We start from the raw sequence: 24,654 nt of genomic DNA on the forward strand, positions 1-24,654 counted from the left end.
GGAGCTCCCGTCACCTAGAGCGCGTCAGCGCCGCGCTCGCCGGTGCGGACCCGTACGACCGAGTCCACGGGGACGCTCCACACCTTGCCGTCACCGATCTTTCCGGTGGCCGCCGCGCTCACGATCACCCGGATCAGTTCCTCGGCGTCGGAGTCGTCGACCAGTACCTCGATGCGGATCTTGGGGACGAGGTCGACCTGGTACTCGGCACCCCGGTAGACCTCGGTGTGGCCGCGCTGGCGGCCGTAGCCGCTGGCCTCGGTGACGGTCAGTCCCTGCACTCCGAAGGCCTGGAGGGCTTCCTTGATCTCGTCCAGCTTGTGCGGCTTGACGATCGCGGTGATCAGCTTCATGCGTCAACCTTCTTGGTCGCGGCGGAGGGGGCGGGTGCGGCGGTGCTCCGCGAGGCGGCTCCGCCACCGGCTCCGCTGAAGTCGTAGGCCGTCTCGGCGTGCTCGACCTGGTCGATGCCGGCGACCTCGTCGTCCTCGGACACCCGCATCCCGATCGTCTTGTCGAGGAGGAGGGCGAGGAGCGCCGATGCCACCAGAGAGTAGGCGAGGACGGCGAAGACCCCGATGGCCTGCTTGCCGAGCTGTTCCAGACCGCCGCCGTAGAAGAGGCCGGCCACGTCGGACTGGACCCCGCCGGTGGCGAAGAGGCCGACGAGCAGGGAGCCGACCACGCCGCCGACGAGGTGGACGCCGATCACGTCGAGGGAGTCGTCGTAGCCGAACTTGTACTTGAGGCCGACGGCCATGGCGCAGAGCACACCGGCGATGACACCGATGGCGATCGCGCCGAGCGGGCTGACCGCACCGCCCGAGGGCGTGATGGCGACGAGGCCGGCGACCGCGCCGGAGGCGGCGCCCAGGGTGGTGAAGGAGCCGTGGCGCAGCTTCTCGTAGCCGAGCCAGGCGAGCATGGCGGCGGCGGTGGCGACCTGGGTGTTGACGAACATGACCGCGCCGACGCCGTCGTCGTTGCCGAGCCAGGAGCCCGCGTTGAAGCCGAACCAGCCGAACCACAGGAGGCCGGCGCCGAGCATCACGAGCGGGAGGCTGTGCGGGCGCATCGGGTCCTTCTTGAAGCCGACGCGCTTGCCGATGACGAGGATCACGCCGAGGGCGGCGGCGCCGGCGTTGATGTGGACGGCGGTGCCGCCCGCGAAGTCGATGACGCCGAGCTCGAAGAGCCAGCCGCCGGCGCCCCAGACCCAGTGGGCGACGGGGAAGTAGACGACGGTGACCCACAGCGCGGTGAACAGGACCCATGCGCCGAACTTCACGCGGTCGGCCAGCGCACCGCTGATCAGGGCGGGGGTGATCACGGCGAACATCAGCTGGAAGACGGCGAAGACGTAGACCGGGATGGTGTAGCCGTCCCACAGCTCGGTGATCCCGATGCCGCTGAGGCCGACGTAGTCGGAGTTCCAGCCGATGAGGGAGCCGGAGTCGGTGCCGAAGGCGAGGCTGAAGCCGTAGAGGACCCACAGGATCGTGACGATCCCGAGGCTGATGAAGCTCATCATCAGCATGTTGAGGCTGCTCTTGACGCGGACCATGCCTCCGTAGAAGAAGGCGAGTCCCGGGGTCATCAGCATGACCAGGGCGGAGCAGATGAGCATGAACCCGGTGTTCGCGGCAGACAGCGTCGGGGCGTCTGCCGCGAGGGTCGTGATGGCTGATGCCATCGGCGTCTCCTCGTCGTCGGTACGTTCGCGTGCGGGCGATCGTGAAAACCTGAGCGGCGTAAAAGGGGTGTCCGGCCGGGCTGGGGAGGCTGGCCGGTTAATGACCCCGAGATTCGCGCAGGCCGGTTTCCGGCGGCGCCGCTCGGTGTTTCGCGCCCGTGACGAAGAGGGCGGGCGTGTTACGCGTCAATGAACAGGTGGATCACGAAAAGCCGGCCGCGGCAGTACCCGGATGTCCTGGCTGGGGGAGCCTGATCGGGCTTCACGGGGTGACTGCCGCGGCCGGGGCCTCGGGGGCGGCCGCGCGGGCCGTCAGACGGCCTCCGCGGCTTCGGGGAGCCGGGAAGCGAGGTGGTCGGTGAGCCGGACCACCTCGGCGACGTCGCCGTACTCACGGGCGGCGGTGTCTACGGTCTTGCGCAGGCGGGTGTTCACCCGTTCGGACCGCACCTTTCCCGCCACGTCGAGGGCGCGGCCGACGAGGGCCGCGGCCTGCTCGGGCTCACGCTGGAGCAGGTGCACGGTGGCCATGCCGATGAGGTTGAGGGCGTAGGAGCGCTGGTGCTCCTCGTCCTTCTCGAAGAGCTCGACGGCCCGTTCCATGACGGGCTCGGCGAGGGAGGCGTACATGGGGCTGCGCCCGGCCACGTAGGCCAGGTCCCGGTACGAGTGGGAGTTCTCGCCGTTCAGCTCGGCCTCGGAGAAGAAGCGGATCCAGTCGGGTTCGGGCTCGCCCGCGAAGCCGACGTCGGAGAAGGTGTCCTCGGCCATCCGCACGGCCCGCTTGCACCGGCTGGGCTGGCCCATGTTGGCGTACGCGCGGGCCTCCATCGCATACAGCATGGCCTGGGTGCGCGGGCCGGCGCAGTCGCGGCTGCCGTACTGCGCGAGGTGGATGAGTTCCAGGGCGTCTTCGGGGCGGCCCAGGTGGATCATCTGGCGGCTCATGTTGGAGAGGATGTACGAGCCGAGCGGCTTGTCGCCGCCCTCCTTGGCGGCGTGCAGCGCGAGCACGAAGTACTTCTGCGCGGTGGGGTGCAGGCCGATGTCGTAGCTCATCCAGCCGGCCAGTTCGGCCAGTTCGGCGGCGACCTTGAAGAGCCGCTTCATGACCGGCGCCGGGTGGTTCTCCTGGAGCAGGTCGGTGACCTCGTGGAGCTGGCCCACGACGGCCTTGCGGCGCAGTCCCCCGCCGCACTGGGCGTCCCACTGGCGGAACATGACGGTGGTGGCGTCGAGGAGGTCGAGTTCCGGTTCGGAGAGCCGGGGCGGGCGGTGGCCGCCGAGGGCCCCCGTCGGCCCCGCCCCGCGCGGTCCCCGGTCGGCGGCCGGTACCGGGACGAGCCAGCGCTGCATGGGCTCGATGAGGGCGGGGCCGGCGGAGAGGGCGAGCGAGGTCCCGAGGAAGCCGCGGCGCGCCAGCATCAGGTCGCTGCGGGAGAACTCGCCGAGCAGTTCGACGGTCTGCGGGCCGGCCCAGGGCAGGTCGACCCCGGAGACGGAGGGGGTCTGGTGGGCGGTGCGCAGGCCGAGCTGCTCGATGGCGACGACGGAGCCGAAGCGCTCGGAGAACAGCTCGGACAGGATGCGCGGGACGGGTTCGCGGGGCTGTTCACCGTCGAGCCAGCGACGCACCCGGGAGGTGTCCGTGCTGATGTGGTGGGCACCCATCTGGCGCGCCCGGCGGTTGACTTGCCGGGCGAGTTCACCCTTGGACCAGCCGCTGCGGACGAACCACGAGGTCAGCTGCTCGTTGCGCGCAGCAGCATCCTCGATCGTTCCGCTTGCGCCGTTGCCGCTCACTGGAACGCCCCCATCCGCTCAGCATCTTCCACACGAAACCTTGGCCGGGACGCCGGGCGCCACCATGGACCTTCACAGGTCCTTCACATATTGCCTCCGGCATACCCACGGATGGGCCGCCTTCGGTTTCGTGTACCGAAAGTAATCCTACGATCACCCCTGCGGCGAGGTTGATTCCAGAAACGCCACCATTCGCCACCCCTTCGAATGAACTAGCCACCGGCCAGGCGCGATTCACTTGACACCGAGGTGAAAGCGGATCGGTTGGACTGGAGTGCGCTCGGGGCGCGCGCGGCGAGGAGTGCGCCGGGCGGCATCGGAGGACACCCCGCGGTGGGACGGCCGGCAGAGGTCCCGCCGAGGTCGTCGCACCGGCTTCGTAACCACCGGCACGTCCGACCCGTTGGAGGGGGCATGGGCATGGGCTTCACGATCGGCGGCAGCCGCAGCACCAAGGAGTTCCGCTCCGGCACCCGGCGCCGCGGCCGGACCTCGGAGTGCACGGCGGTGGCGGAGTACACCGGGCTGTGGGGGTGGGACGTGGTCCCCGGCGCCCGCGCCGCAGCCCCCGCCCGCGACTGCTCCTGCGGGGACGGGGCGTGCCCCGAACCCGGGGCGCATCCCCTGGCCTTCGCCCCCACGGTCCCGGCCGGGGCCACCCTGGACGAGGTCACCGAGGCCTGGAGCGAGTACCCGGGCGCCGCCGTACTGCTCCCCGTGGGCCGTTTCTTCGACGTCATCGAGGTCTCCGAGGAGGCCGGGCGGCGCGCGCTGGTGCGGCTGGAGCGGATGGGCCTGCCGCTCGGCCCGGTCATCGTCACCGCCGACGGTCGGGCGCAGTTCTTCGTGGCCCCGGGAGCGGCTGCCGAACTGCCGCAGTTGCTGTACCGGATGGGCTGGGACGACGCCGACCTCGACCTGCGGGCCCTGGGGCACGGCGCGTTCGTGACGGCCCCGCCCTCCGACCGCGCCGGGCTCGGTCACGTCGGCTGGCTGCGGCCGCCCGCGCTCGACTCCGCCGGCGGCCCGCCGCAGGCCAGGCTGCTGCTGGGGACCCTCGCTTACATCTGCCACCGCTTCCGGCGGTAGTCGCGTTCTGGTGGCGCGCCGGAGCCCCACCAGAGCCGCATCGGAGCCACGCATGACGGTGCCCCCGCGTTCCGGTGGAACGCGGGGGCACCGGTGTCCGTGCGGGACGGCGGTCAGTCGCCGATCAGGGCGTCCACGAACGCCTCCGGCTCGAAGGGCGCCAGGTCGTCCGGACCCTCACCGAGGCCGATGAGCTTCACCGGTACGCCCAGTTCGCGCTGGACGGCGACGACGATGCCGCCCTTGGCCGTGCCGTCGAGCTTGGTCAGCACGATGCCGGTGATGTCCACGACCTCGGCGAAGACACGGGCCTGGGTCAGGCCGTTCTGCCCGGTGGTGGCGTCCAGGACCAGCAGGATCTCGTCCAGCGGACCGTGCTTCTCCACGACGCGCTTGACCTTGCCGAGCTCGTCCATCAGGCCGGTCTTGGTGTGCAGGCGGCCCGCGGTGTCGATGAGCACCACGTCGGCGCCCTCGGCGATGCCCTCCTTGACCGCGTCGTAGGCGATCGAGGCCGGGTCGCCGCCCTCGGGGCCGCGTACGGTACGGGCGCCGACGCGCTCGCCCCAGGTCTGGAGCTGGTCGGCGGCGGCGGCGCGGAAGGTGTCGGCCGCGCCGAGCACCACGCTGCGGCCGTCGGCGACGAGCACCCGGGCCAGCTTGCCGGTGGTGGTGGTCTTGCCGGTGCCGTTGACGCCGACGACCATGATCACGCCGGGGGTGTCCTCGCCGCTCTCCGTCTTCACGGCGCGGTCGAAGTCGGTGCCGACCAGGGTCAGCAGCTCCTCCTTGAGCAGGGTGCGCAGGTCCGCCGGGGTCCGGGTGCCGAGCACCTTGACCCGCTCGCGGAGCCGGTCCACGAGCTCCTGGGTCGGCACGACACCGACGTCGGCGACGAGGAGGGTCTCCTCGATCTCCTCCCAGGTGTCCTCGTCGAGGTGCTCCCGGGAGAGCAGCGTGAGCAGCCCCTTGCCGAGGGAGTTCTGCGACCGGGCCAGGCGGGCGCGCAGCCGGACCAGGCGCCCGGCGGTGGGCTCGGGCACCTCGATCTCGGGCGCGGCCGGGGCCGCGGGCACGGGTTCGACTACCGGCGCCTCGACGGGAGCTGCGGCCTCCGGGAGTCCGACCTCCTCGATCGTGCGGCGCGGCTCTTCCGCCGTCTCTACGGCGTCCTCCCCCACCTGCGGCTCGGCAGGCGGAGCAGTGATGGTCGGCGTGCTCGGCGGTGCCGGCGGCGGCAGCTGCTTCTTCTTGCGGCTGCTGACCACGAGCCCGCTGATCACACCGACCGCGACCAGGGCGATGACTACAGCAAGGATGAGGATGTCCATAACCCCACCAGTATCGGACACGGCCACCCCGGAGCCGGGAACCCGGGCGTGCGGACCGGGACGTAAGCCGCGGTTTGTGGTTTTAGCAGCAAATCCATGATGATGAACGACTTCCCCTCATAACCTCCCCAACGGAGCAATCGCATGCCTGCCGAGCCCGCCGACGGCGCAGCCGAAACCGCGATCGAGACCCGCGGCCTGGAACCCGTCCCGGACAGCGAGCGCAGCGGCCGGGTCCGCGAGCTCGTACCCACCTGGGTCGCCGCCAACATCAGCGTGCTGCTGCTGACCATGGGTGCGGGGCTGGTGATCTTCAACAAGCTCAACATCTGGCAGGTGCTCGTCGTCGCGGTCGCCGCGCCGGTCGTCTCGTACGGGATCGTCGGCCTGATATCCATCGCGGGCAAGCGCGGCGGCGCCCCCGGCATGGCCCTGTCGCGGGCGGTGTTCGGGCAGCGCGGCAACCTCTTCCCGGGCGCCCTGATCTGGGTGGCCCGCTGGGGCTGGGAGACCATCAACGCGGTCAGCGGCGCCTACGCCGTACTGACCGTGCTCGACCTGCTGTTCGGGGTCCGCAGCAGCACCCCGCTCATCGTCGTCACCCTGCTGTTCTTCGTGGGCTGCACCTTCGTGGTCTCGGGCCTCGGCATCAACGCCCTGCGCGTCTGCTCCACGTGGTCGACGTACCTCTTCGGCGCGTTCAGCGTGCTCGTCCTCGGGTACCTGGTCTTCACCACCGACTGGTCCGCCGTCTTCGACAAGCCGGCCGGCTCCAGCGCGATGATGATCGCGGGCATCGGTACGATCGCGGCCGGCGGCATCAGCTGGGTGCCCTCGGGACCCGACTTCACCCGCTACCTGCCGCGCACCGCCTCCTCCAAGGGCATGGTCGGCGCGACGATCGGCGGCGCCGGCGTGGTCGTGCTCCCGATGGTCCTGATGGGCGCGGTGATGGCCGTCGGCACCCCGGACCTGGCCACGGCCCAGGACCCGGTGTCCTTCATCGGCGAGCTGCTCCCGACCTGGATCGCGGTCCCGTACCTGCTCATCGCACTCGTCGGCATGCTGCTGATCAACTCGATGTCGATGTACTCGGCCGGGTTCACCGCCCAGACCCTGGGCATCAAGGTCCCGCGGGCCGCGGCCGTCAGCGTCAACGCGGTCATCAGCCTGGTCTTCGGGTTCCTGCTGATGGTGGTCGCCACCAGCTTCTTCGGCTCGTTCATCTCCTTCCTGACCCTGCTGGCCGTGGCGTTCTCCGCGTGGATCGGCGTCTTCGGCGTGGACATGCTGCACCGCACGACCTACGACGGCCCCGCGCTGCTGGACACCACGCGGACCAGCGCCTACTGGTACAAGGGCGGCTTCGCCTGGCAGGCGATGACCGCCTGGGCCCTCGCCCTCGTCGTGGGCCTGCTGTTCACCAAGGTGGACTGGTTCGCCGGACCGCTCGCCTCCACCTGGATCGGAGAGAACGGCCTGGGCTGGGCGGCGGGCATCCTCACCTCGGCCGTGCTGTACGCCGTGCTGCCGCGCACGGCGCGGGTGGAGCCGGTGGAGCCGGCCGCGGCCGGTGAGCGCGAGCCCGCCGGATCCCTGTCCAACTGACGCCACGTCAGCTAACGTCCCCCTTCGCCCGCCCACCCACATCCGGCGAAGGGGGACTCCTCCATGCCCATCACCGTGGCCCGGTTCAATCTCGTCGACCCGAACGGCACCCCCGAGTCCCTCTCCGCCCGCTACAAGGCGGCGCTGGAGATGGCCCGGTACGCGGACGACCGCGGGATCGACACCGTCCAGACCGAGGAGCACCACGGCACCGACAACAACTGGCTGCCCTCCCCCTTCGCCTTCGCGGGCGCGGTCTTCGGCGCGACCCGCCGGATCGCGGTCACCGTCTCGGCGATCATCGGCCCGCTGTACGACCCGCTGAAGGTCGCCGAAGACATCGCCGTCCTCGACCTCCTGAGCGGCGGCCGCCTGGTGACGGTCGCGGGGATCGGCTACCGGCCCGAGGAGTACGAGCAGCACGGCGTGGAGTGGGGCCGGCGCGGCAGGCTCCAGGACGAACTGCTGGAGACCCTGCTGAAGGCGTGGACCGGCGAGCCCTTCGAGTTCCGCGGCCGCACGGTACGGGTCACCCCGACGCCGTTCACCCGGCCCCACCCGCTGCTGCTGGTCGGCGGCAGCTCCGAGGCCGCGGCCCGCCGCGCCGCCCGGCTGGGGCTGCCCTTCTTCCCCAGCGCGCACCTGCCGGAGCTGGAGGCGTACTACACCGCACGGCTGGCGGAGTACGGCACGGAGGGCTTCTGCATGATGCCGGCGGCCGAGACCCCGCTGCTGCACGTCGCGGAGGACCCCGACCGGGTCTGGGCCGAGCACGGCGAGCGCTTCCTGCACGAGGCGGGCACGTACGCGTCCTGGCAGTCCAAGGACATCCGCAGCGCCGTACGGTCGACCGCGCGCTCGGTGGCGGAGCTCCGCGCGGAGGGCGTGTACCGCATCCTCACCCCGGACGAGGCGGTCGCGTACGGCCGGGCCGCGGGCGAGGCGGGGAACCTGGTCCTGCACCCGCTGTGCGGCGGGATGCCGCTGGACGAGGGCTGGCGGAGCCTGCACCTGCTCTGCGAACAGGTACTGCCCCGGCTCAAGGACTGAGCCGGGGCAGCATCGAGGAGAAGGGGCGTTGGCGGGGGTGGTTACCCCATCTCCTCCAGCGCCTTGCCCTTGGTCTCCGGCACCCACTTGAGGATGAACGGGATCGAGAGCAGGGCGAAGCCGGTGTAGATCATGTACGCGCCGGACAGGTTCCAGTCCGAGAGCGTCGGGAAGCTGACGGTGATGACCCAGTTGGCGATCCACTGGGCGGCGGCGGCCACGCCGAGGGCCGCGGCCCGGATGCGGCCCGGGAACATCTCGCCGAGCAGCACCCAGACGACCACGCCCCAGGAGAGGGCGAAGAAGAGGACGAAGCAGTTGGCGGCGATCAGGGCCACGATGCCCTGGGCGTGCGGCAGGGAGATGTCGTCGCCGACCCCGGACTTGAAGGAGAAGGCCCAGGCGGCCAGGCCCAGCGAGATCGACATGCCGACGGAGCCGATGAGGGCGAGCGGCTTGCGGCCGATCCGGTCGACGAAGATCATCGCGATCACCGTGCCGATGATGTTCACGACCGAGGTCTCGAAGGAGTACAGGAACGAGGCGCTCGGGTCGATGCCGACCGACTGCCACAGCGAGGAGCTGTAGTAGAAGATCACGTTGATGCCGACCAGCTGCTGGAAGAGCGAGAGGCCGATACCGACCCAGACGATGGGCAGGAAGCCGAAGCGGCCTCCGAGCAGGTCCTTGAAGGTGGACTTGTGCTCGGAGCGCATCGCGTGCTCGATCTCGGCGACCCGTTCGTCCAGGTCGATCTTCGAACCCTCGACCTCGGTCAGCACCTTCCTGGCCTCGTCGTTGCGGCCGACGGAGATCAGGAAGCGGGGGGACTCGGGGATGACGAAGGACATCAGCCCGTAGAGGGCGGCCGGGACGACCATGACGCCCAGCATCCACTGCCAGGCCTCCAGGCCCGCGATGTTGCCGCGCTGGTCCCCGTCGGCGAGGTTCAGGATGGCCCAGTTCACGAGCTGGGAGACGGCGATGCCGATGACGATGGCGGCCTGCTGGAAGGAGGCGAGGCGGCCTCGGTAGGCGGCCGGGGACACCTCGGCGATGTAGGCGGGGCCGATGACGGAGGCCATGCCGATGCCGATGCCGCCGATGACGCGCCACATGGCGAGGTCCCACAGCGCGAACGGAAGGGCCGAACCGAGGGCGCTCGCGGTGAAGAGGAGGGCGGCGATCTGCATGCAGCGGATTCGGCCGATCCGGTCAGCGATGCGGCCCGCGGTGGCGGCGCCGAACGCGCAGCCGATCAACGCGGCGGCGATCACCTGGGCGAGCGCCGCGGACCCGACGTCGAACCGTTCGCGGATGGCGACGACGGCGCCGTTGATGACGGAACTGTCGTACCCGAAGAGGAAGCCGCCCATCGCCGCGGCCGCGGCGATGAAGATGACGTGGCCGAGGTGCTCGGGGTGCGGCGAGGATCCGCCGCCCGGTGCCGAGGCCCGCGATGTGCTGCTGGTCAAGGTGTGCTCCGTGGGGGTTTTGTCCGTCCTCACAGTGGCGCACAGTTCAAGATCGGGCACCACTCGAAGGCGGGAGACAGCGGAGCGAGCCTATGCGTTCAGTTTCTGAAGTCAATACTTGGCGTGAAGTTCACGTGTCCGGAAGATTGCCGACATTGAATTCACTTCTTGAATCTATGGCGCTCAGCGGAGCCGTTGGCTGATGACCTTGGAGACCCCGTCCCCCTGCATCGAGACGCCGTAGAGCGCGTCCGCGACCTCCATCGTCCGCTTCTGGTGCGTGATGACGATCAGCTGCGAGCTCTCCTGCAGCTCCTCCATGATCCGGATGAGCCGCTGCAGATTGGTGTCGTCGAGCGCGGCCTCGACCTCGTCCATCACGTAGAACGGGCTGGGGCGCGCCTTGAAGATGGACACCAGCAGGGCCACGGCGGTCAGCGAGCGCTCGCCGCCCGAGAGCAGCGACAGCCGCTTGACCTTCTTGCCCGGCGGACGGGCCTCCACGTCGACGCCGGTGGTCAGCATGTTGTCGGGGTCGGTGAGGATCAGCCGGCCCTCGCCGCCGGGGAACAGGCGCGAGAACACCCCCTCGAACTCCCGGGCCGTATCCCGGTAGGCCTCGGTGAAGACCTGCTCGACGCGCTGGTCGACCTCCTTCACGACTTGAAGGAGATCGGCTCTCGTCTTACGGAGATCCTCCAGCTGCTCGCTGAGGAACTGGTGGCGCTCCTCCAGTGCCGCGAACTCCTCCAGCGCGAGCGGGTTGACCTTGCCGAGCTGCTGGTAGGCGCGCTCGGCGACCTTGAGCCGCTTCTCCTGCTGCGCCCGGACGAAGGGGCCTGGGCGGTTGCGCGGGTCCTGCGGATCCTCCGGCAGCACCTCGCCCTCGGCGGCCGGGGACGGGGGCACCGGCTGGTCGGGGCCGTACTCCGCGACCAGCCCGACAGCCGCCATGCCGAACTCCTCCAGCGACTTGGCCTCCAGCGCCTCGATGCGCAGCCGCTGCTCGGCCCCGAGCACCTCGCCGCGGTGGACCGAGTCGGTGAGCTTGTCCAGCTCCCCCTTCAGTTCCCGGCCGCGGTTGCGCGCCTCGCCGAGCTCCCGCTCGGCGAGGCCCTTCGCCCGTTCGGCCGCCACCCGCTCCTCGTCGGCCCTGCCGAGCGACACCTCCACGTGCGCGAGGAGCTGCCGGGACCCGTCGGCCACCGCGCGGGCCACCTCCGCCTCGTGCCGCAGCCGGGCCCGGCGCCGCTCGGCGCGGGTCCGGGCCTCGCGTTCCGCACGGGCCGCGCGATCGAGTGAATCCGCCCGTCCGGCCAGCCCCTTGACCCGCTCCTCAAGGGTCCTCAGCTGCAGCCGGGCCTCCATCTCGGTCTGCCGGGCGTTGGCCCCGTCGGCCGCGAGCCGATCCCGCCGGGAGCCGTCCGGCTCCTCGTCCACCGGCATCTCCTCGGCGGTCGCGAGCCGCTCGGCGCACTCCTCCACCTCGGCCAGCGCCTGCTCCAGGGCGTCCTGGGCCCTGGCCGCGGCGGCGGCGCTGCGTTCGGCCTCGCCCGCGGCGCCCTTCGCCTGTCCGGCGAGCCGCCCGAGCTGCTGGGCGACCCCGGCCCGGGCCGCTTCCGCGGCGCGCCGCCGCTCGGCGAGCTCCTCGACCAGGGCGGCCGCGTCCTCGCGGCGCGCCTGGGCGGCCGCCCGGGCCCCGGCGAGCTCCTCGCAGCGCACGCCCAGCCGGGCCAGCTCGCCCGCGGCCTCGTCGACGGCCGCCTGCACCTCGATCAGGCTGGGTGCCCCGGCTGAACCGCCGTGCGCGAGGTGCGCCCCGAGCACATCGCCGTCGAGGGTCACGGCCACCGCCTCGGGCCGCTCCGCGACCAACGCCTCGGCCTCGTCGAGGGTTCCGACCACGACGTGGTCCCGCAGCACCCACTCCACGGCCCGCCGCGCCTCCGCGTCCCCGCCGACCAGCCCGGCGGCGGGTACGGGGGCGCCAGCCGGTCCGCCGCCCGCCTGCTGCTGCTGCTGCTGCTGCGAAGTCGATGCCCATGCCGGGGCGGACGTACCCGCGTTCGCCGGCAGGTGCGGTGCGGGTGCGCGGGCGGGCAGATCTCCGTCCCGGGAGGGGGCCGGATGGGGGACCGCTCCCCCGGATCCGGCTCCCCCTGCCCCGGCCGCGGGGCCGGCCGCGCCCTGGCCCGGGAGGGCGGGTGCCATCGGGGCGATCAGCAGGGTGGCGCGGCCCGCGTCCGCCTCACGGAGGTGGCGGATCGCCTCCGCAGCCGCCCCCGGGGAAGCAACCGCAAGCGCGTCCGCGGCCGAGCCCAGTGCGGCGGCCACGGCGACCTCGTACCCGGGGGCCACCGACAGCCGCTGCGCCGCCGGTCCCAGCAGCCCGGCCAGCCGCTCCCGCGCCGCGAGCAGTGCGCCCGTACCGTCCTTGCGGCGCAGCCCCAGCGCCAGCGCGTCCCGGCGCGCCGAGACGGCCGCCCGCGAGCGCTCCGCCCCGGACAGGTCCTCCCGGGCGGCGGACAGTTCCGCCTCCGCCCGCGCCAGCCGTTCCCGCGCGCGCTCGTGGTCCGTATCGGCCGACGGGTCGTCGAGCCCGCCGACCTCCTCGGCCAGCGCCTCGTACTCCTCCTGCGCGGCGGCGGCCCGGGACTGCGCCGCGTCCCGCGCCGCGACGAGCCGGTCGATCTCGGCCTGCGCCGCGCCCGCACGGGAGCGGGCCGCGCCGAGCCGCCCGGTCAGCCGGGCCAGTCCCTCGCGCCGGTCGGCGATGGCCCGCGCGGCGTCCCGCAGTCGGCGTTCCTCCTCGGCCAGCGCCCGCTCCAGCTCCGCCCGGTGCTCGGACGTGTCCTCCAGCGCCCGCGAGGCGGCCTCCAGAGCCGCCGTCAGTTCCGCCTCCTGCTCGCGGATCCGTGCGGCCTCCCGTTCCAACTCCTCGGGATCGCGACCACGCCGCTCCTCCTCGACCGGAGCCGAGGCGCTCTTGACCCGAGCGTCCGCCAAGGAGGCGGTCCCCCGGACGCGTTCGGCGAGCTGCGACAGCTCGTACCAGGTCTGCTGCGCCCGCTGCAGCCGCGGTACGAGTTCCCGTACCGCCTCCTCCAGCTCCGCCTCGCGCCGCACGGCGCCCGCGAGCTGGGCCTCGGCGGCCTCCTTGCGCTCCTTGAGCGCCGCCTCGTCCGCGATCTCCGCGTCGAGGGCGCGCCGCAGTACGACCAGGTCGTCGGCGAGCAGCCGCAGCCGCGCGTCGCGCAGGTCCGCCTGGATCACCGCCGCGCGCCGGGCGACCGCCGCCTGCCGTCCCAGGGGCTTGAGCTGGCGCCGCAGCTCGTCGCCCAGGTCCTGGACGCGCGCGAGATTGGCCTGCATCGCGTCCAGCTTCCGCAGCGCCTTCTCCTTGCGCTTGCGGTGCTTGAGCACGCCGGCCGCCTCCTCGATGAAGGCGCGGCGGCCCATGGGATCGGCGTGCAGTACGGAGTCCAGTTGGCCCTGTCCGACGATGACGTGCATCTCGCGGCCGATGCCGGAGTCGGAGAGCAGTTCCTGGATGTCGAGCAGGCGGCAGGTGTCGCCGTTGATCTGGTACTCGCTGCTGCCGCCGCGGAACATGATCCGGGTGATGGTGACTTCGGCGTAGTCGATGGGCAGCGCGCCGTCGGAGTTGTCGATGGTCAGGGACACCTCCGCCCGTCCGAGCGGCGGACGCCCGGTGGTCCCGGCGAAGATGACGTCTTCCATCTTCCCGCCGCGCAGGGACTTGGCCCCCTGTTCGCCCATGACCCAGGACAGTGCGTCCACCACATTGGACTTGCCGGAGCCGTTGGGGCCCACGACACAGGTGATTCCGGGCTCGAAGCGCAAGGTGGTGGCGGACGCGAAGGATTTGAAGCCACGCAGGGTCAGGGACTTGAGGTGCACGCCGCCGGACTCTACCTTTCGCGTTCGGTTTCACCCATGAAGGTGGTGGGCACAACTGACGCCAATGGGATCAGGCCCCCCACCTGGCCCTGTGGTCCGTGGGGCGGCGGTCGGGGAAAGAAGGCGGGGGAAGGGGCGGGGAAGAGCGCGAGGAAAGAAAGAAGGGACGCCGAAGCGTCCCTTGCAGATCATGCGGGGCTGGAGTCGAGCAACGAGTGAAGCGCGGGTCAGGTGAGCGCAGGCTCCGCCTGGGGTACGTCGATGTCGATGCTGCCGAGCAGCGAGTCTCCGTCGTGCTGAGCGGCGGCCGCGTTCAGCGCGTCATTTTCGGACTGAATCCGTACGAGCTCGGACTCGAGGTCCTGGACGCGCTGCTGAAGCCGTCGCATCTCGGCGAGGAGTCGCGGGTCGGAACCGCCGACGTAACCGAGAAGCGCCTTTGCCATGATGGATGGTCCTCCACACTGAGTGACCGACCGAAGCGGTGTGGGTCGTGAGGGAATCGCACCCGCGGATGTCCGGCAGCGACTGACAGTCACTGCGCTTACTACTGCCAACACTGCCAAACAGCTCAGGTGCGCGGGGCTTCCAGCGTCTCACCAAAAAGTTTGACGGTCAACACGATCACGCCCCGTATCGGCGGGCACCCCGGCCCCCGCAAGGGGCGTGGAGATCATCCTCACCTTCGAGCCTTCCACGGATCGTCCGCGTCGGCAACGCGTCGACGACGAATGCGCAGTTCCGACCATGTGCGGACGATCAGAGATGTGATGAGTGCATGATCAGTCGATCGGTCATCGCATCCCGAATCCGTCGTAGCCACCGCGCGGTGTGCCCCAGATCTCTGTCACTCCGTCCACCCGGCCGGGCGTGTCGGAGGAGCGCAACCAGTCGAGCAGCCGGTGGCAATTCTCACGTTGACCTTCGGCGACCACCTGCACTCGCCCGTCGTCGAGGTTGAGCGCGAAGCCGACGACCCCACCGATCTCCAAGGCGTTCTCCCTGGTGAACCAGCGGAAGCCCACTCCCTGCACACGGCCGCGCACCCAGGCGGTCAGACGGACGTCTTCATTCATGCGTGAACGCTAACCGGGCGAGCACATTGGGACACATCGCCCCCCTGGCCCCATGGCGTACAGTCGCGCAGCAATGAACTCACCCATTTGGGTGGGTAAGGGATGATCTTCACCCGGCAAGGAAGGCACGCTCCGATGGGCCGTCACCGACTCCCCGCCGCGCCGCACAGCGGCGGCAAGCGCGGCACCGCCCTGCGCACCGGTCTGCTGGGCATCTCGGTGGCCGTTGCCCTCGGCACCGCGGCCGTCACCACCGGCATGGTCCCGGTCGGCAGCTCCTTCCCCTATGTGGGTGTCAGCGGTACGGACGCCCCCACCACGGCGGCCAGGGCCAAGGCCCCGTCCACCCCCGACACGTCCCTGCAGCAGCAGAACGGCCTCGTGAACCTGTCCGGCCGCGCCTCCGCCGGCACCGGAGCGGGCAGCTCGTCCCCGAAGCCGTCGACCCCGGCCTCCCCGCCGGCGTCCGCTTCCCCGAGCCCCTCGCCGAGCGGCTCCCCGAGCGCCTCGCCCTCGCCGTCCGCATCGCCGTCCGCATCGGCTTCCGCTTCCGCCTCGCCGTCGGCCGCGCGGAGCACGGCCCCCGCCCCCTCGGCGACGCCTGCCCCGTCCACCAAGGCCCCGTCCGCCAAGGCCCCGCGCACGAGCCCGGCCGCGCCCGCGGTGCCCGCCGCGCCGACCGCCCCGGCACCCACCACGAGCCGGGCCCCGGCCCCGGCGCCGTCGAAGTCGGCCACCCCCGAGCCCCGCCCGCCCCTGGACGGCCACTCCGCGGAGGAGGCCGCCGTCGTCGACCTGGTGAACCAGGAGCGCGCGCTGGCCGGGTGCGGCCCGGTCCGGGCCAATCCGCCGCTCGCGTCGCTGGCCGGGGCCTTCAGCCTGGACATGGCCACCCGTGGTTTCTTCAGCCACGAGGACCCCGAGGGCAACACCCCCTGGGACCGCGCCACCAAGGCCGGCATCTCGGGCCTCGGCGGCGAGAACATAGCCCGCGGCCAGGGTGACGCCGAGGCCGTGATGAAGGCCTGGATGAACAGCCCGGACCACAAGGCGAACATCCTCAACTGCGAGTTCCGCACCCTGGGCGTCGGTGTCCACCTCGCCGCCGGCGGCCCCTGGTGGACCCAGGACTTCGGTTTCTGAGTCGAGCCCGCTGGGGCTCAGACCGCGGCGGCCGCCAGGGCCGCGCGGCCCGCGACGACGATGCGGGTCTGCTCGGTGACGCGGCGGCCCAGGTGCTCGGCGGTCGCGATGTCGGCCTTGTGGACCGCGTCCGCACCCTCGTCGGAGTTGGTCTGGGCAGCGGCACCGGCGAAGAAGCCGAGACGGTTCAGGTCGTTCTCGGAGGCCGTGCTGGAGTTCCAGCCCGGCTTCAGACCCAGGTTGACCCAGCTCATGCCGTGCTGCGCGGCCAGGATCTGGAAGAACTGCAGGGTGTGCAGCTTGTCGCCGCTCTTGGACGCGGAGTTCGTGAAGCCGGCCGCCACCTTGTCCTGCCAGGCGTCGCCGAACCAGCGCTTCGAGGAGGCCTCGGCGAAGACGTGGAAGGCGCCGGAGGCGGTGCCCATGTACGTCGGCGATCCGAAGACGATCGCGTCGGAGGCGTCGAGCAGCTCCCACTGGGCGTCGTCGATCTCGTCGACCTTGATCAGGTGAACGGTCGCCCCGGCTTCCACGGCGCCGCTGCGGACCGCCTCGGCGACGACGGCGGTGTGGCCGTAGCCGGAGTGGTAGGCGATCGAGACGACGGGGGTGTGCGTGATTGCGGACAAGGCTGATCTCTCCCTCGGGAAAACTCTCGTCGCGGCACAGGACGTGGTGCGACGAAAGAAAGACAACCACTAACTTTTAGAAAGCGCAACCCTCGAGTTAGCGCTGCCGAGGAGTACGCTGATCCGCATGGAGAACCCCGCCTGTACCGATGCCGCCGAGATGGAACAACCGTTCGATGTCTTCGCGCGCGCCTGCCCGTCCCGGGAAACGCTCGAACACGTCACCGGCCGCTGGGGCAGCCTCACCGTGGGCGCCCTGCGCGAGGGCTCGTGCCGCTTCAACGAGCTGCGCCGCCGGGTGGAGGGCGTGAGCGAGAAGATGCTCTCCCAGACCCTGCACGCGCTGGAGCGCGACGGCATCGTCCACCGCGAGGCGCAGCCCACGAACCCGCCGCGCGTCGACTACGAACTGACCCCGCTCGGCGTCGAGGTCGCGGACCGGCTGCTCGCTCTCATCCACTGCCTGGAGGGGAACATGCCGGCGGTACTGGGTGCCCGACAGTCCTACGACGCCACGCGCGGCGGCCGCTGACAGCGCGGGCAGAAGTAGCTCGACCGGTTCATCCACGGCCGGCGCCGCATCGGCGTGCCGCAGCGCCGGCAGGGTTCGTCCTCGCGCCCGTAGGCATCGAGCGAACGGTCGAAGTAGCCCGACTCCCCGTTCACGTTGACGTAGAGGCTGTCGAAGCTGGTGCCGCCGACCGCGAGGGCGGCGTTCATGACGTCCCGGGCATGGCCGAGGAGTTCCGCGCTCCGCGGGCGCGTGAGATGGGCGGTGGGGCGCTCGTAGTGCAGCTTGGCGCGCCACAGCGCCTCGTCCGCGTAGATGTTGCCGACCCCGCTGATCAGGGACTGGTCCAGCAGCGCCCGCTTGATGGTGGTCCGCTTGGCGCGCAGCGCGAGGTGGTAGGCGCCCTCATCGAACAACGGGTCCAGGGGGTCGCGCGCGATGTGCGCGATCACGTCGGGCAGCCCGTCGGTGCTGTCGGCGGCGACCTCGTGCAGCGAGAGGCCGCCGAAGGTCCGCTGGTCCACGAAGCGCAGCTCCGTCCCGGCGTCGTCGTCGAAGCGCACCCGGATCCGCAGGTGCTTCTCGTCGGGGGCGTCCTGCGGCTGCACCAGCAGCTGCCCGCTCATCCCGAGATGCCCGAGGACGGACAGGTCGCGGCCCTCCAGCGGCAGCCACAGGTACTTCCCGCGCCGCTGCGCCGCCCCGATGGTCTCCCCGCGCAGTCGCGCCGCGAAGTCGGCCCCGCCGCCCGGATGGCGCCGGACGGCCCGCGGGTGCAGGACCTCGACGGCCTCGACGGTCCGCCCCGCCACCCAGCGCTCCAGCCCCCGCCGTACGACTTCGACTTCGGGCAACTCGGGCACGGGGCACCTCCGGTGGGAGTGGATCTGATGCTCCCGGCGAGCGTACCGGCCCGCCCGGAAACGACAGCCGCCCGCCCCTGCGAGGCAGGAGCGGGCGGTTACGTCCCGAAGGAAGGGTCAGGCGTCCGGCGCCGAGTCGGCGGGCGTCGGCACCCCGCCGTTCTCGTTCCCGGCCGAAGCCGGGACTCCGGCCGGACCGGCGGTCGCGGCGGCTGCCGCGGCCGCAGTCCGCTCGTCCGCGGCGGCACGGATCCCGCGCCATGCGGACTCCGCGGCCTGCTGTTCCGCTTCCTTCTTGCTGCGGCCGGTGCCGGTGCCGTACGAGACACCACCGACGCGAGCGGCAGCAGTGAAGGTCTTCTCGTGGTCCGGACCGGTCTCGGAGACCAGGTACTCGGGCACGCCAAGGCCTTCGGCCGCCGTGAGTTCCTGGAGACTGGTCTTCCAGTCCAGGCCGGCCCCGAGGTTCGAGGACTTCTCGATGAGCGGGTCGAAGAGCCGGTGAACCAGCTCCGAGGCCGCGTCGAGGCCCTGATCGAGATAGACCGCGCCGATCACCGCTTCAAGGGTGTCGGCGAGGATGGAGGCCTTGTCCCGGCCTCCCGTGCCCTCTTCGCCCCGGCCGAGCCGGATGAAGGAGCCGAGTTCGAGGCCGCGTCCGACCTCCGCCAGTGCACGCGAGTTGACCACCGCGGCCCGAAGCTTGGCCAGCTGGCCTTCGGGGAGATCCGGGTGGGTCGTGTACAGCGTGTCCGTGACCACCAGGCCCAGCACGGAGTCCCCGAGGAACTCCAGGCGTTCGTTGGTGGGCAGACCGCCGTTCTCGTACGCGTACGAGCGGTGGGTCAGCGCACGCACCAGAAGGGCGGACTCGAGTTGGTACCCGAGCCGCCCTTCCAGAAGCGTGTGGGACGAGGCCGCGTTGTTACTGTCTGCCTGCTTCTCAGCGTTGGACAGCTCAGACATTGCGCCTCTCACCAGCCGCTCAGACCTCGAGGACCTGGCGCTTGTTGTAGGTGCCGCAGCTCGGGCACGCAATGTGCTGGAGCTTCGGCTCCTGGCAACGCTCGCACGAAACCAGGGTGGGGACCGCAGCCTTCCACTGCGACCGGCGGTGGCGCGTGTTGCTGCGCGACATCTTCCGCTTCGGAACAGCCACGGCTACTTCTCCTGCTTCTCGGCGGCGCCCTGAACTCCGTCAGAGGCAGTGCCGCTCATGTTGTCCTTCTCGCCGTCCTGATCGGTCACGACGAGTCCTTGCAATGCCGCCCAACGGATGTCGAGGGCGTCATGGTGGTGGTCCGGGTCGTCGTTCAGGCTGAGCCCGCAATCGGGGCACAGTCCGAGACAGTCCTCCCGGCACACCGGCTGCATGGGCAGTGCGAGCACCACCACATCCCGCAGCACGGGTTCGAGGTCGAACAAACCGTCCTCGAGGAAGAGCGTGTCCTCGTCGTCCTCGGCGTCGTCGGCCGGTTCCGCCTTGGAGCGGCTCCGGTCGTCGGCGTCAGGGTACGAGAACATCTCCTGGAAGTCCGCCTTGAGCTCGCGCTCGACGGACTCCAGACACCTTACGCACTCCCCTACGGCCGACGCACGGGCGGTGCCTGTGACAAGCACCCCTTCCATGACCGACTCCAGGCGGAGGCTGAGCTTCACCGGCGCGCCTTCCGGCACTCCGATGACGCCGACGAGACCGAAGTCCGCCGGTGCCGCGATCTCACGGGACAGCCGCTGCATGGCACCAGGACGCCGGCCCAGCTCGTGCGTGTCGAACACGAGGGGGTTGCGGTGGTCGAGGCGGGTATTCAGGGCCGTTCCTGCTTTCACAGATCGCTGAAGATCAAAAATTCCGCCGCACTAGGGCAGCATGGATCGCGGTGCATACGCGCGACCGAAGAGCCAGGATACCCGCAGCGGCGCCCAGCGCCCAATCCGGCCCTAGCGCCCCTGTTCGTACTGGCGCAGCTGGTCCAGGTTGATCATGCTCGTGTCGAAGAGGCTGGTCTCGTCGAGCGCGGGCTGCTGGGCCTGCGGCTGGTACGCGGCGTAGGGATCGGGCTGCTGCGCGTCGTAGTGCGCGGCGTAGGCCGCTCCGGTGGAGCCGCCGCCCGCGGTGGAGTACGGGTCCGACTGCTGCTGGTAGCCGCCGTACGGGTCCTGGTAGGAGTAGGCGTCCTGCTGCTGGGCGGCGGGCTGGGCGGGCTGCTGGTAGCCGTACGTGTCGTACACGGGCTCCGCCTGTGCCGGGATCGGCGCCTGCGGGTGCAGCGGCTCCGGCTCCGCCAGGCCCGCCAGGAAGTCCGAGTCGCTCGCCGAGCGGGACTGCTGTCCGCCCACCGCGTCCTGGGCGGCCATGTGCACGCCCAGGTCGTCCGTCGGGACCCGGCCCAGCAGCTTCTGGCGGCCGCGGCCCACGGCCTCCAGGGTCTTGGAGAGCACCGCCTCGAAGGTCGCCAGCTTGGTGTCCACGTAGGCGTCCGCCTGCTGCCGCTGCGTCTCGGGGTCGTGGCTGCGCTCGGGCGCGTCCATGTCCGGGTAGCCGTGCTCGTCCAGACCCGGGCCGCGGCCCAGGAGCTTCTCCCGGCCCCGGTCCACCGAACCGATGGTCTTGGTCAGCACGACCTCGAAGTTCGCGAGCTTGCTGTCGACGTAGTCGTCGGCCTCGGCCCGGATCTCCTCGGCCTCCCGACGGGCCTCCTCCAGGATCCGGTCCGCCTCGGCCTGGGAGCGCCGCGCGATCTCGGTGTCGGAGATCAGCGAACCGCGCTGGTTGTGGGCCGCGTCGATGATCCGCTCCGCCTCCCGGCGGGCCTCCTCGACCATCTGCTCGCGGCCGCCGATGAGCTCCTGGGCCTGGGCGAGCGAGCCGGGCAGCGCCTGGCGCACCTCTTCGAGCTGCTCCAGGAGCTCGGCGCGGTTGATCACGCAGGAGGCCGACATGGGCATGGACCGGGCGCCGCCGACGGCCGCGACGATCTCGTCGAGCTTCTTCTGCACGTCCATGGGGGCTCGCACTCTCTCGGCCTCAGGCGGTTCCTGAGACGGACGGGACGACTGTACGGCCACCGGGCGGGCCCCCGACACAGCCTGACGCCCCGTCAGGCGATCAGCGGTTGCGCAGCCTCTCCCGGAGCGCCGCGTGGACGTTCGCCGGCAGCAGGTGGGCGACGTCGCCGCCCCAGGCCGCGACCTCCTTGACCAGCGTGGAGGACAGGAAGCTGTAGGCGGGGTTGGTCGGGACGAACAGCGTCTCGACGCCCGACAGGCCCATGTTCATCTGGGCCATCTGAAGCTCGTAGTCGAAGTCGCTGACCGCGCGCAGGCCCTTGACGATGGCCGGGATGTCCCGCTGCTTGCAGAAGTCGACGAGCAGCCCGTGGAAGGCCTCGACCTCGATGTTGCCGTAGTCGGCCGTCGCCTCGCGGATCAGCTCGAGCCGCTCCTCGACGGTGAACAGGCCCTGCTTCGACGGGTTGATCATCACCGCGACGTGCACGACGTCGTAGAGCCTGGAGGCGCGTCCGATGATGTCGAGGTGTCCGTTGGTGATGGGGTCGAAGGACCCCGGACAGACGGCGCGTCGCAACTGAACTCCCTCGTTCATGATTCTTCGCTGGTGAAAGCGGCGCGGCCGTACCAAAGGGTGCCCTCGCCGTACTTGCGCGATCGGAGCGGCTCGAAGCCCTCGGGCCACGGGAAGGCGCCGCTCCTGGTGCTGCGTTCCACGGTGACGAGCGCATCGCCGGTGATCCAGCCATTGGACCGGAGTGTGAGGAGGATCTCCCGCAGGTCCGCGCTGTCCACCGCGTACGGCGGATCCAGGAAGACGATGTCGTACGGGTCCCCCGCGGGCCGGGCCGCCACGATCTGCTCGGCCTTGCCCGCGCGGAATTCCGCGCCGGGCAGGCCCAGCGTCCGGATGTTGTCCCGGATCGCCTTGGCGGCCTTGGCGTCGGCCTCGACGAGCAGGGTGTGGGCCGCGCCCCGGGAGAGGGATTCCAGGCCGACGGCGCCGGAGCCGCCGTACAGGTCGAGCACCCGGGCCCCTTCGACGCCGTGCAGCGACTCCCAGGTCGAGAAGAGGCCTTCGCGCATCCGGTCCGAGGTCGGCCGGGTGCCGGTGCCGGGGGGCACGGCCAGCCGTCGCCCGCCGGCGCTGCCGGCGATCACGCGGGTCATCTGGGGTCCTTCGGTACGGCGGTAGGGGGGTGCCCCGGCGCTGCCGCGGCACTCCAACGATAGGTCGTGCCGCTCAGCCCTTCTCCAGGTACTGCTCGCGCTCGGTGTCCAGCAGGGCGTCCAGCGCGGTCCGCAGACCCGGCAGGTGTTCCAGCGCGGGGTCCTCGGCGACGACGCGGGTGGCCTCCTCCCGCGCCTGGGCGATGACCTCCTCGTCCTCGATGACGGCGAGCATGCGCAGCGAGGAGCGGACCCCGGACTGGGCCTGGCCGAGCACATCGCCCTCGCGGCGCTGTTCCAGGTCGATCCGGGAGAGTTCGAAGCCGTCGAGGGTGGCGGCGACGGCGGCCAGTCGGGCCCGGGCGGGGCTGGCCTCGTGCATTTCGCTGACCAGCAGGCACAGACCGGGCGCGGAGCCCCGGCCGACGCGGCCGCGCAGCTGGTGGAGCTGGGAGACGCCGAACCGGTCCGCATCCATGATCACCATGACCGTGGAGTTGGGGACGTTCACCCCGACCTCGATGACGGTGGTGGCGACCAGCACCTTGACCTCGCCGGCGGCGAACCGGCGCATGACGTCGTCCTTGTCGGCGGGGTCCATCCGGCCGTGCAGCACCTCGACGCCCAGTCCCGCCAGCGGTCCGCGCGTGAGCTGCTCGGCGATCTCCACGACCGCGAGGGGCGGCCTCTTGTCGCCGTCGTCCTCGGCGGACTTCTTCTTGGGATCGTCCTCCCCGTCCCCGATGCGCGGGCAGACCACATAGGCCTGGTGCCCCTTCTCGACCTCCTCGCGGACCCGTTCCCAGGCCCGCGCGAGGAAGTGCGGCTTGTCCTTCGAAGGCACCACGTGCGTGGCGATCGGGGAACGCCCGGCCGGCAGCTGGTCGAGGACGGAGGTCTCCAGGTCGCCGAAGACGGTCATGGCGACCGTGCGCGGGATCGGGGTCGCCGTCATCACCAGCAGGTGCGGAGGTTGCTTCCCCTTGGACCGCAGCGCGTCGCGTTGCTCCACCCCGAAACGGTGCTGCTCGTCCACGACGACCAGGCCGAGGTCGTGGAACTGCACCTTGTCCTCGATCAGCGCGTGCGTGCCGATCACGATCCCGGCCTCACCGGTGACCAGGTCGAGCAGGGCCTGGCGGCGCGCGGGCATCCCCATGGAGCCGGTGAGCAGCACCACCTTGGTGCCCCGGTCGGAGCCGCCGAGCATGCCCCCTTCGGCGAGCTCTCCCATCATCTCGGTGATGGAGCGGTGGTGCTGCTGGGCGAGCACCTCGGTGGGCGCGAGCATGGCCGCCTGCCCGCCACTGTCCACGACGGCGAGCATCGCCCGCAGTGCGACCAGGGTCTTGCCCGAGCCGACCTCTCCCTGAAGGAGGCGGTGCATGGGGTGTTCGGTGGCCAGGTCGTCGAAGATCTCCTTGGAGACGGCCTGCTGGCCCTGGGTGAGGGTGAAGGGCAGTTTCGCGTCGAAGGAGTCGAGCAGGCCGCCGGGGACCGGGCGGCGCGGGACGGCCGGGAGCTGGGAGTCGGCGTGCCGGCGGCGGGCCAGGGCGACCTGGAGGACGAAGGCCTCGTCCCACTTCAGGCGCTGGCGGGCGTCCTCGATGTCGGCCTTGGTGCCCGGGCGGTGGATCTTCAACAGGGCCTCGGTGAGCGGGACCAGCCCGCGGCCCTCGCGCAGGGCGGGCGGCAGCGGGTCCACGGCGTCCTGGGCGCTGGGCAGCACCGCGTCCACGCACTTGGCGATCTTCCAGGACTCCATCTTGGCGCAGGCGGGGTAGATCGGGATGAGCTGGTTGGCGAAGGCGGTCGCGGCGTCCCGGTCCGAGGCGTCCGCGCCCAGCGGCTCGTAGGCGGGGTGGGAGAGCTGGAGCTTGCGGTTGAACATGCCGACCTTGCCCGCGAACATGGCGCGGGTCCCCGGCAGCAGGTCCTTGTGCGGCTTGTGGACCCCGGCGCCGAAGAAGACCAGCTGGAGGCGGCCGCTGCCGTCGGTGATGGTCACCTCCAGGCGCTTGCCGCGGCCCCCGTTGAAGGTCAGGATCCGGGCGTCGGCGACCTGTGCGACGACGGTCACGTGCTCGTCGATCTGGTCGGCGAGCTCGGCGAGCGAGGTCAGCTCACCGCGCTCGGCGTACCGCCGCGGGTAGTGGTGGAGCAGGTCCAGGGCCGTGTGCAGGCCGAGCTGTTCGGCCAGCACCTTGGCGGTGGCGGGACCGAGCGTCTTCTTGAGGTCTTCGTCGAGCGCGGGCACGTGTTCCATTGCACACCATGGTG

At 71.1% G+C, this 24,654-nt stretch carries 22 protein-coding genes; 5 read left to right on the plus strand and 17 right to left on the minus strand.

Annotated features, from left to right (window positions below):
• Positions 1–14: 14 nt before the first annotated feature.
• The 3 genes from OG386_RS14695 to nsdA form a co-directional block, all read right to left on the minus strand.
• Complete coding sequence (locus OG386_RS14695; RefSeq protein WP_030009357.1) at positions 15–353, minus strand: P-II family nitrogen regulator; 339 nt, start codon at positions 351–353, stop codon at positions 15–17.
• Positions 350–1,693 carry an ammonium transporter gene (locus OG386_RS14700; RefSeq protein WP_328788549.1) on the minus strand — a complete coding sequence of 448 codons (1,344 nt, stop codon included), beginning with the start codon at positions 1,691–1,693 and terminating at the stop codon, positions 350–352. The genes OG386_RS14695 and OG386_RS14700 overlap by 4 nt, the downstream gene beginning before the upstream one ends.
• Positions 1,694–2,005: 312 nt before the next feature.
• Complete coding sequence (gene nsdA / locus OG386_RS14705) at positions 2,006–3,496, minus strand: transcriptional repressor NsdA (RefSeq protein WP_328788550.1); 1,491 nt, start codon at positions 3,494–3,496, stop codon at positions 2,006–2,008.
• Between the two features lie 420 nt (positions 3,497–3,916).
• Here nsdA and OG386_RS14710 point away from each other — a divergent pair, with 420 nt between their 5' ends.
• Positions 3,917–4,585 carry a bifunctional DNA primase/polymerase gene (locus OG386_RS14710; protein ID WP_328788551.1) on the plus strand — a complete coding sequence of 223 codons (669 nt, stop codon included), beginning with the start codon at positions 3,917–3,919 and terminating at the stop codon, positions 4,583–4,585.
• A gap of 113 nt (positions 4,586–4,698) precedes the next feature.
• On the opposite strand, the gene ftsY is transcribed toward OG386_RS14710, so the two are convergent.
• Positions 4,699–5,916: a signal recognition particle-docking protein FtsY gene (ftsY, locus tag OG386_RS14715; protein WP_328788552.1), complete on the minus strand. Its 1,218-nt coding sequence runs from the start codon at positions 5,914–5,916 to the stop codon at positions 4,699–4,701.
• A 144-nt stretch (positions 5,917–6,060) separates the two neighbouring features.
• On the opposite strand from ftsY, the gene OG386_RS14720 reads away from it, so the two are divergent.
• Both OG386_RS14720 and OG386_RS14725 read left to right on the plus strand, forming a co-directional pair.
• Positions 6,061–7,524, plus strand: a complete 1,464-nt coding sequence (locus OG386_RS14720; protein ID WP_328788553.1) for a cytosine permease — start codon at positions 6,061–6,063, stop codon at positions 7,522–7,524.
• A 63-nt stretch (positions 7,525–7,587) separates the two neighbouring features.
• Positions 7,588–8,574, plus strand: coding sequence for an LLM class flavin-dependent oxidoreductase (locus OG386_RS14725; RefSeq protein WP_030009363.1), 987 nt, complete (start codon positions 7,588–7,590; stop codon positions 8,572–8,574).
• Positions 8,575–8,615: 41 nt separating this feature from the next.
• On the opposite strand, the gene OG386_RS14730 is transcribed toward OG386_RS14725, so the two are convergent.
• From OG386_RS14730 to OG386_RS14745, 4 genes are all read right to left on the minus strand, one after another.
• Complete coding sequence (locus OG386_RS14730) at positions 8,616–10,049, minus strand: sugar porter family MFS transporter (RefSeq protein ID WP_328788554.1); 1,434 nt, start codon at positions 10,047–10,049, stop codon at positions 8,616–8,618.
• Positions 10,050–10,232: 183 nt separating this feature from the next.
• Entirely contained in the window at positions 10,233–13,970 is a 3,738-nt protein-coding gene (locus OG386_RS14735; RefSeq protein ID WP_328788555.1) for an AAA family ATPase, read from the minus strand.
• 227 nt (positions 13,971–14,197) lie between these two features.
• Complete coding sequence (locus tag OG386_RS14740) at positions 14,198–14,416, minus strand: hypothetical protein (protein WP_030012524.1); 219 nt, start codon at positions 14,414–14,416, stop codon at positions 14,198–14,200.
• A 348-nt stretch (positions 14,417–14,764) separates the two neighbouring features.
• Complete coding sequence (locus OG386_RS14745; RefSeq protein WP_030012523.1) at positions 14,765–15,046, minus strand: acylphosphatase; 282 nt, start codon at positions 15,044–15,046, stop codon at positions 14,765–14,767.
• A 135-nt stretch (positions 15,047–15,181) separates the two neighbouring features.
• Between OG386_RS14745 and OG386_RS14750 the strand changes: the two genes are divergently transcribed.
• The gene (locus OG386_RS14750) at positions 15,182–16,189 is read left to right on the plus strand and encodes a CAP domain-containing protein (RefSeq protein ID WP_328788556.1); all 1,008 of its coding nucleotides are present in this window, start codon (positions 15,182–15,184) and stop codon (positions 16,187–16,189) included.
• 17 nt (positions 16,190–16,206) lie between these two features.
• Here OG386_RS14750 and OG386_RS14755 read toward each other — a convergent pair whose 3' ends face one another.
• Positions 16,207–16,818, minus strand: coding sequence for a flavodoxin family protein (locus tag OG386_RS14755; RefSeq protein WP_327383051.1), 612 nt, complete (start codon positions 16,816–16,818; stop codon positions 16,207–16,209).
• 127 nt (positions 16,819–16,945) lie between these two features.
• Between OG386_RS14755 and OG386_RS14760 the strand changes: the two genes are divergently transcribed.
• Positions 16,946–17,350, plus strand: a complete 405-nt coding sequence (locus OG386_RS14760) for a winged helix-turn-helix transcriptional regulator (protein ID WP_328788557.1) — start codon at positions 16,946–16,948, stop codon at positions 17,348–17,350.
• Here the strand turns inward: OG386_RS14760 and mutM are convergent.
• The 8 genes from mutM to recG form a co-directional block, all read right to left on the minus strand.
• A complete protein-coding gene (gene mutM / locus OG386_RS14765) occupies positions 17,323–18,192 on the minus strand; it encodes a bifunctional DNA-formamidopyrimidine glycosylase/DNA-(apurinic or apyrimidinic site) lyase (protein ID WP_328788558.1) in 870 nt (289 codons plus the stop codon). The genes OG386_RS14760 and mutM overlap by 28 nt on opposite strands.
• Before the next feature lie 117 nt (positions 18,193–18,309).
• A complete protein-coding gene (gene rnc / locus OG386_RS14770) occupies positions 18,310–19,158 on the minus strand; it encodes a ribonuclease III (RefSeq protein WP_266605364.1) in 849 nt (282 codons plus the stop codon).
• 19 nt (positions 19,159–19,177) lie between these two features.
• Positions 19,178–19,351 (minus strand): 50S ribosomal protein L32, encoded by a 174-nt coding sequence (gene rpmF / locus OG386_RS14775; protein WP_003965982.1) that lies wholly within the window; start codon positions 19,349–19,351, stop codon positions 19,178–19,180.
• A 2-nt stretch (positions 19,352–19,353) separates the two neighbouring features.
• A complete protein-coding gene (locus OG386_RS14780; RefSeq protein ID WP_328788559.1) occupies positions 19,354–20,022 on the minus strand; it encodes a YceD family protein in 669 nt (222 codons plus the stop codon).
• A gap of 111 nt (positions 20,023–20,133) precedes the next feature.
• Complete coding sequence (locus OG386_RS14785; protein WP_328788560.1) at positions 20,134–21,198, minus strand: cell division initiation protein; 1,065 nt, start codon at positions 21,196–21,198, stop codon at positions 20,134–20,136.
• Between the two features lie 103 nt (positions 21,199–21,301).
• Positions 21,302–21,781 (minus strand): pantetheine-phosphate adenylyltransferase, encoded by a 480-nt coding sequence (gene coaD / locus OG386_RS14790; RefSeq protein WP_327388463.1) that lies wholly within the window; start codon positions 21,779–21,781, stop codon positions 21,302–21,304.
• A 14-nt stretch (positions 21,782–21,795) separates the two neighbouring features.
• Positions 21,796–22,374, minus strand: a complete 579-nt coding sequence (rsmD, locus tag OG386_RS14795) for a 16S rRNA (guanine(966)-N(2))-methyltransferase RsmD (protein ID WP_328788561.1) — start codon at positions 22,372–22,374, stop codon at positions 21,796–21,798.
• A gap of 73 nt (positions 22,375–22,447) precedes the next feature.
• Positions 22,448–24,640, minus strand: coding sequence for an ATP-dependent DNA helicase RecG (recG, locus tag OG386_RS14800; RefSeq protein ID WP_328788562.1), 2,193 nt, complete (start codon positions 24,638–24,640; stop codon positions 22,448–22,450).
• Between the last annotated feature and the right edge of the window lie 14 nt (positions 24,641–24,654).

It is taken from the genome of Streptomyces sp. NBC_00273 (genome assembly GCF_036178145.1).
Lineage (GTDB): Bacteria > Actinomycetota > Actinomycetes > Streptomycetales > Streptomycetaceae > Streptomyces.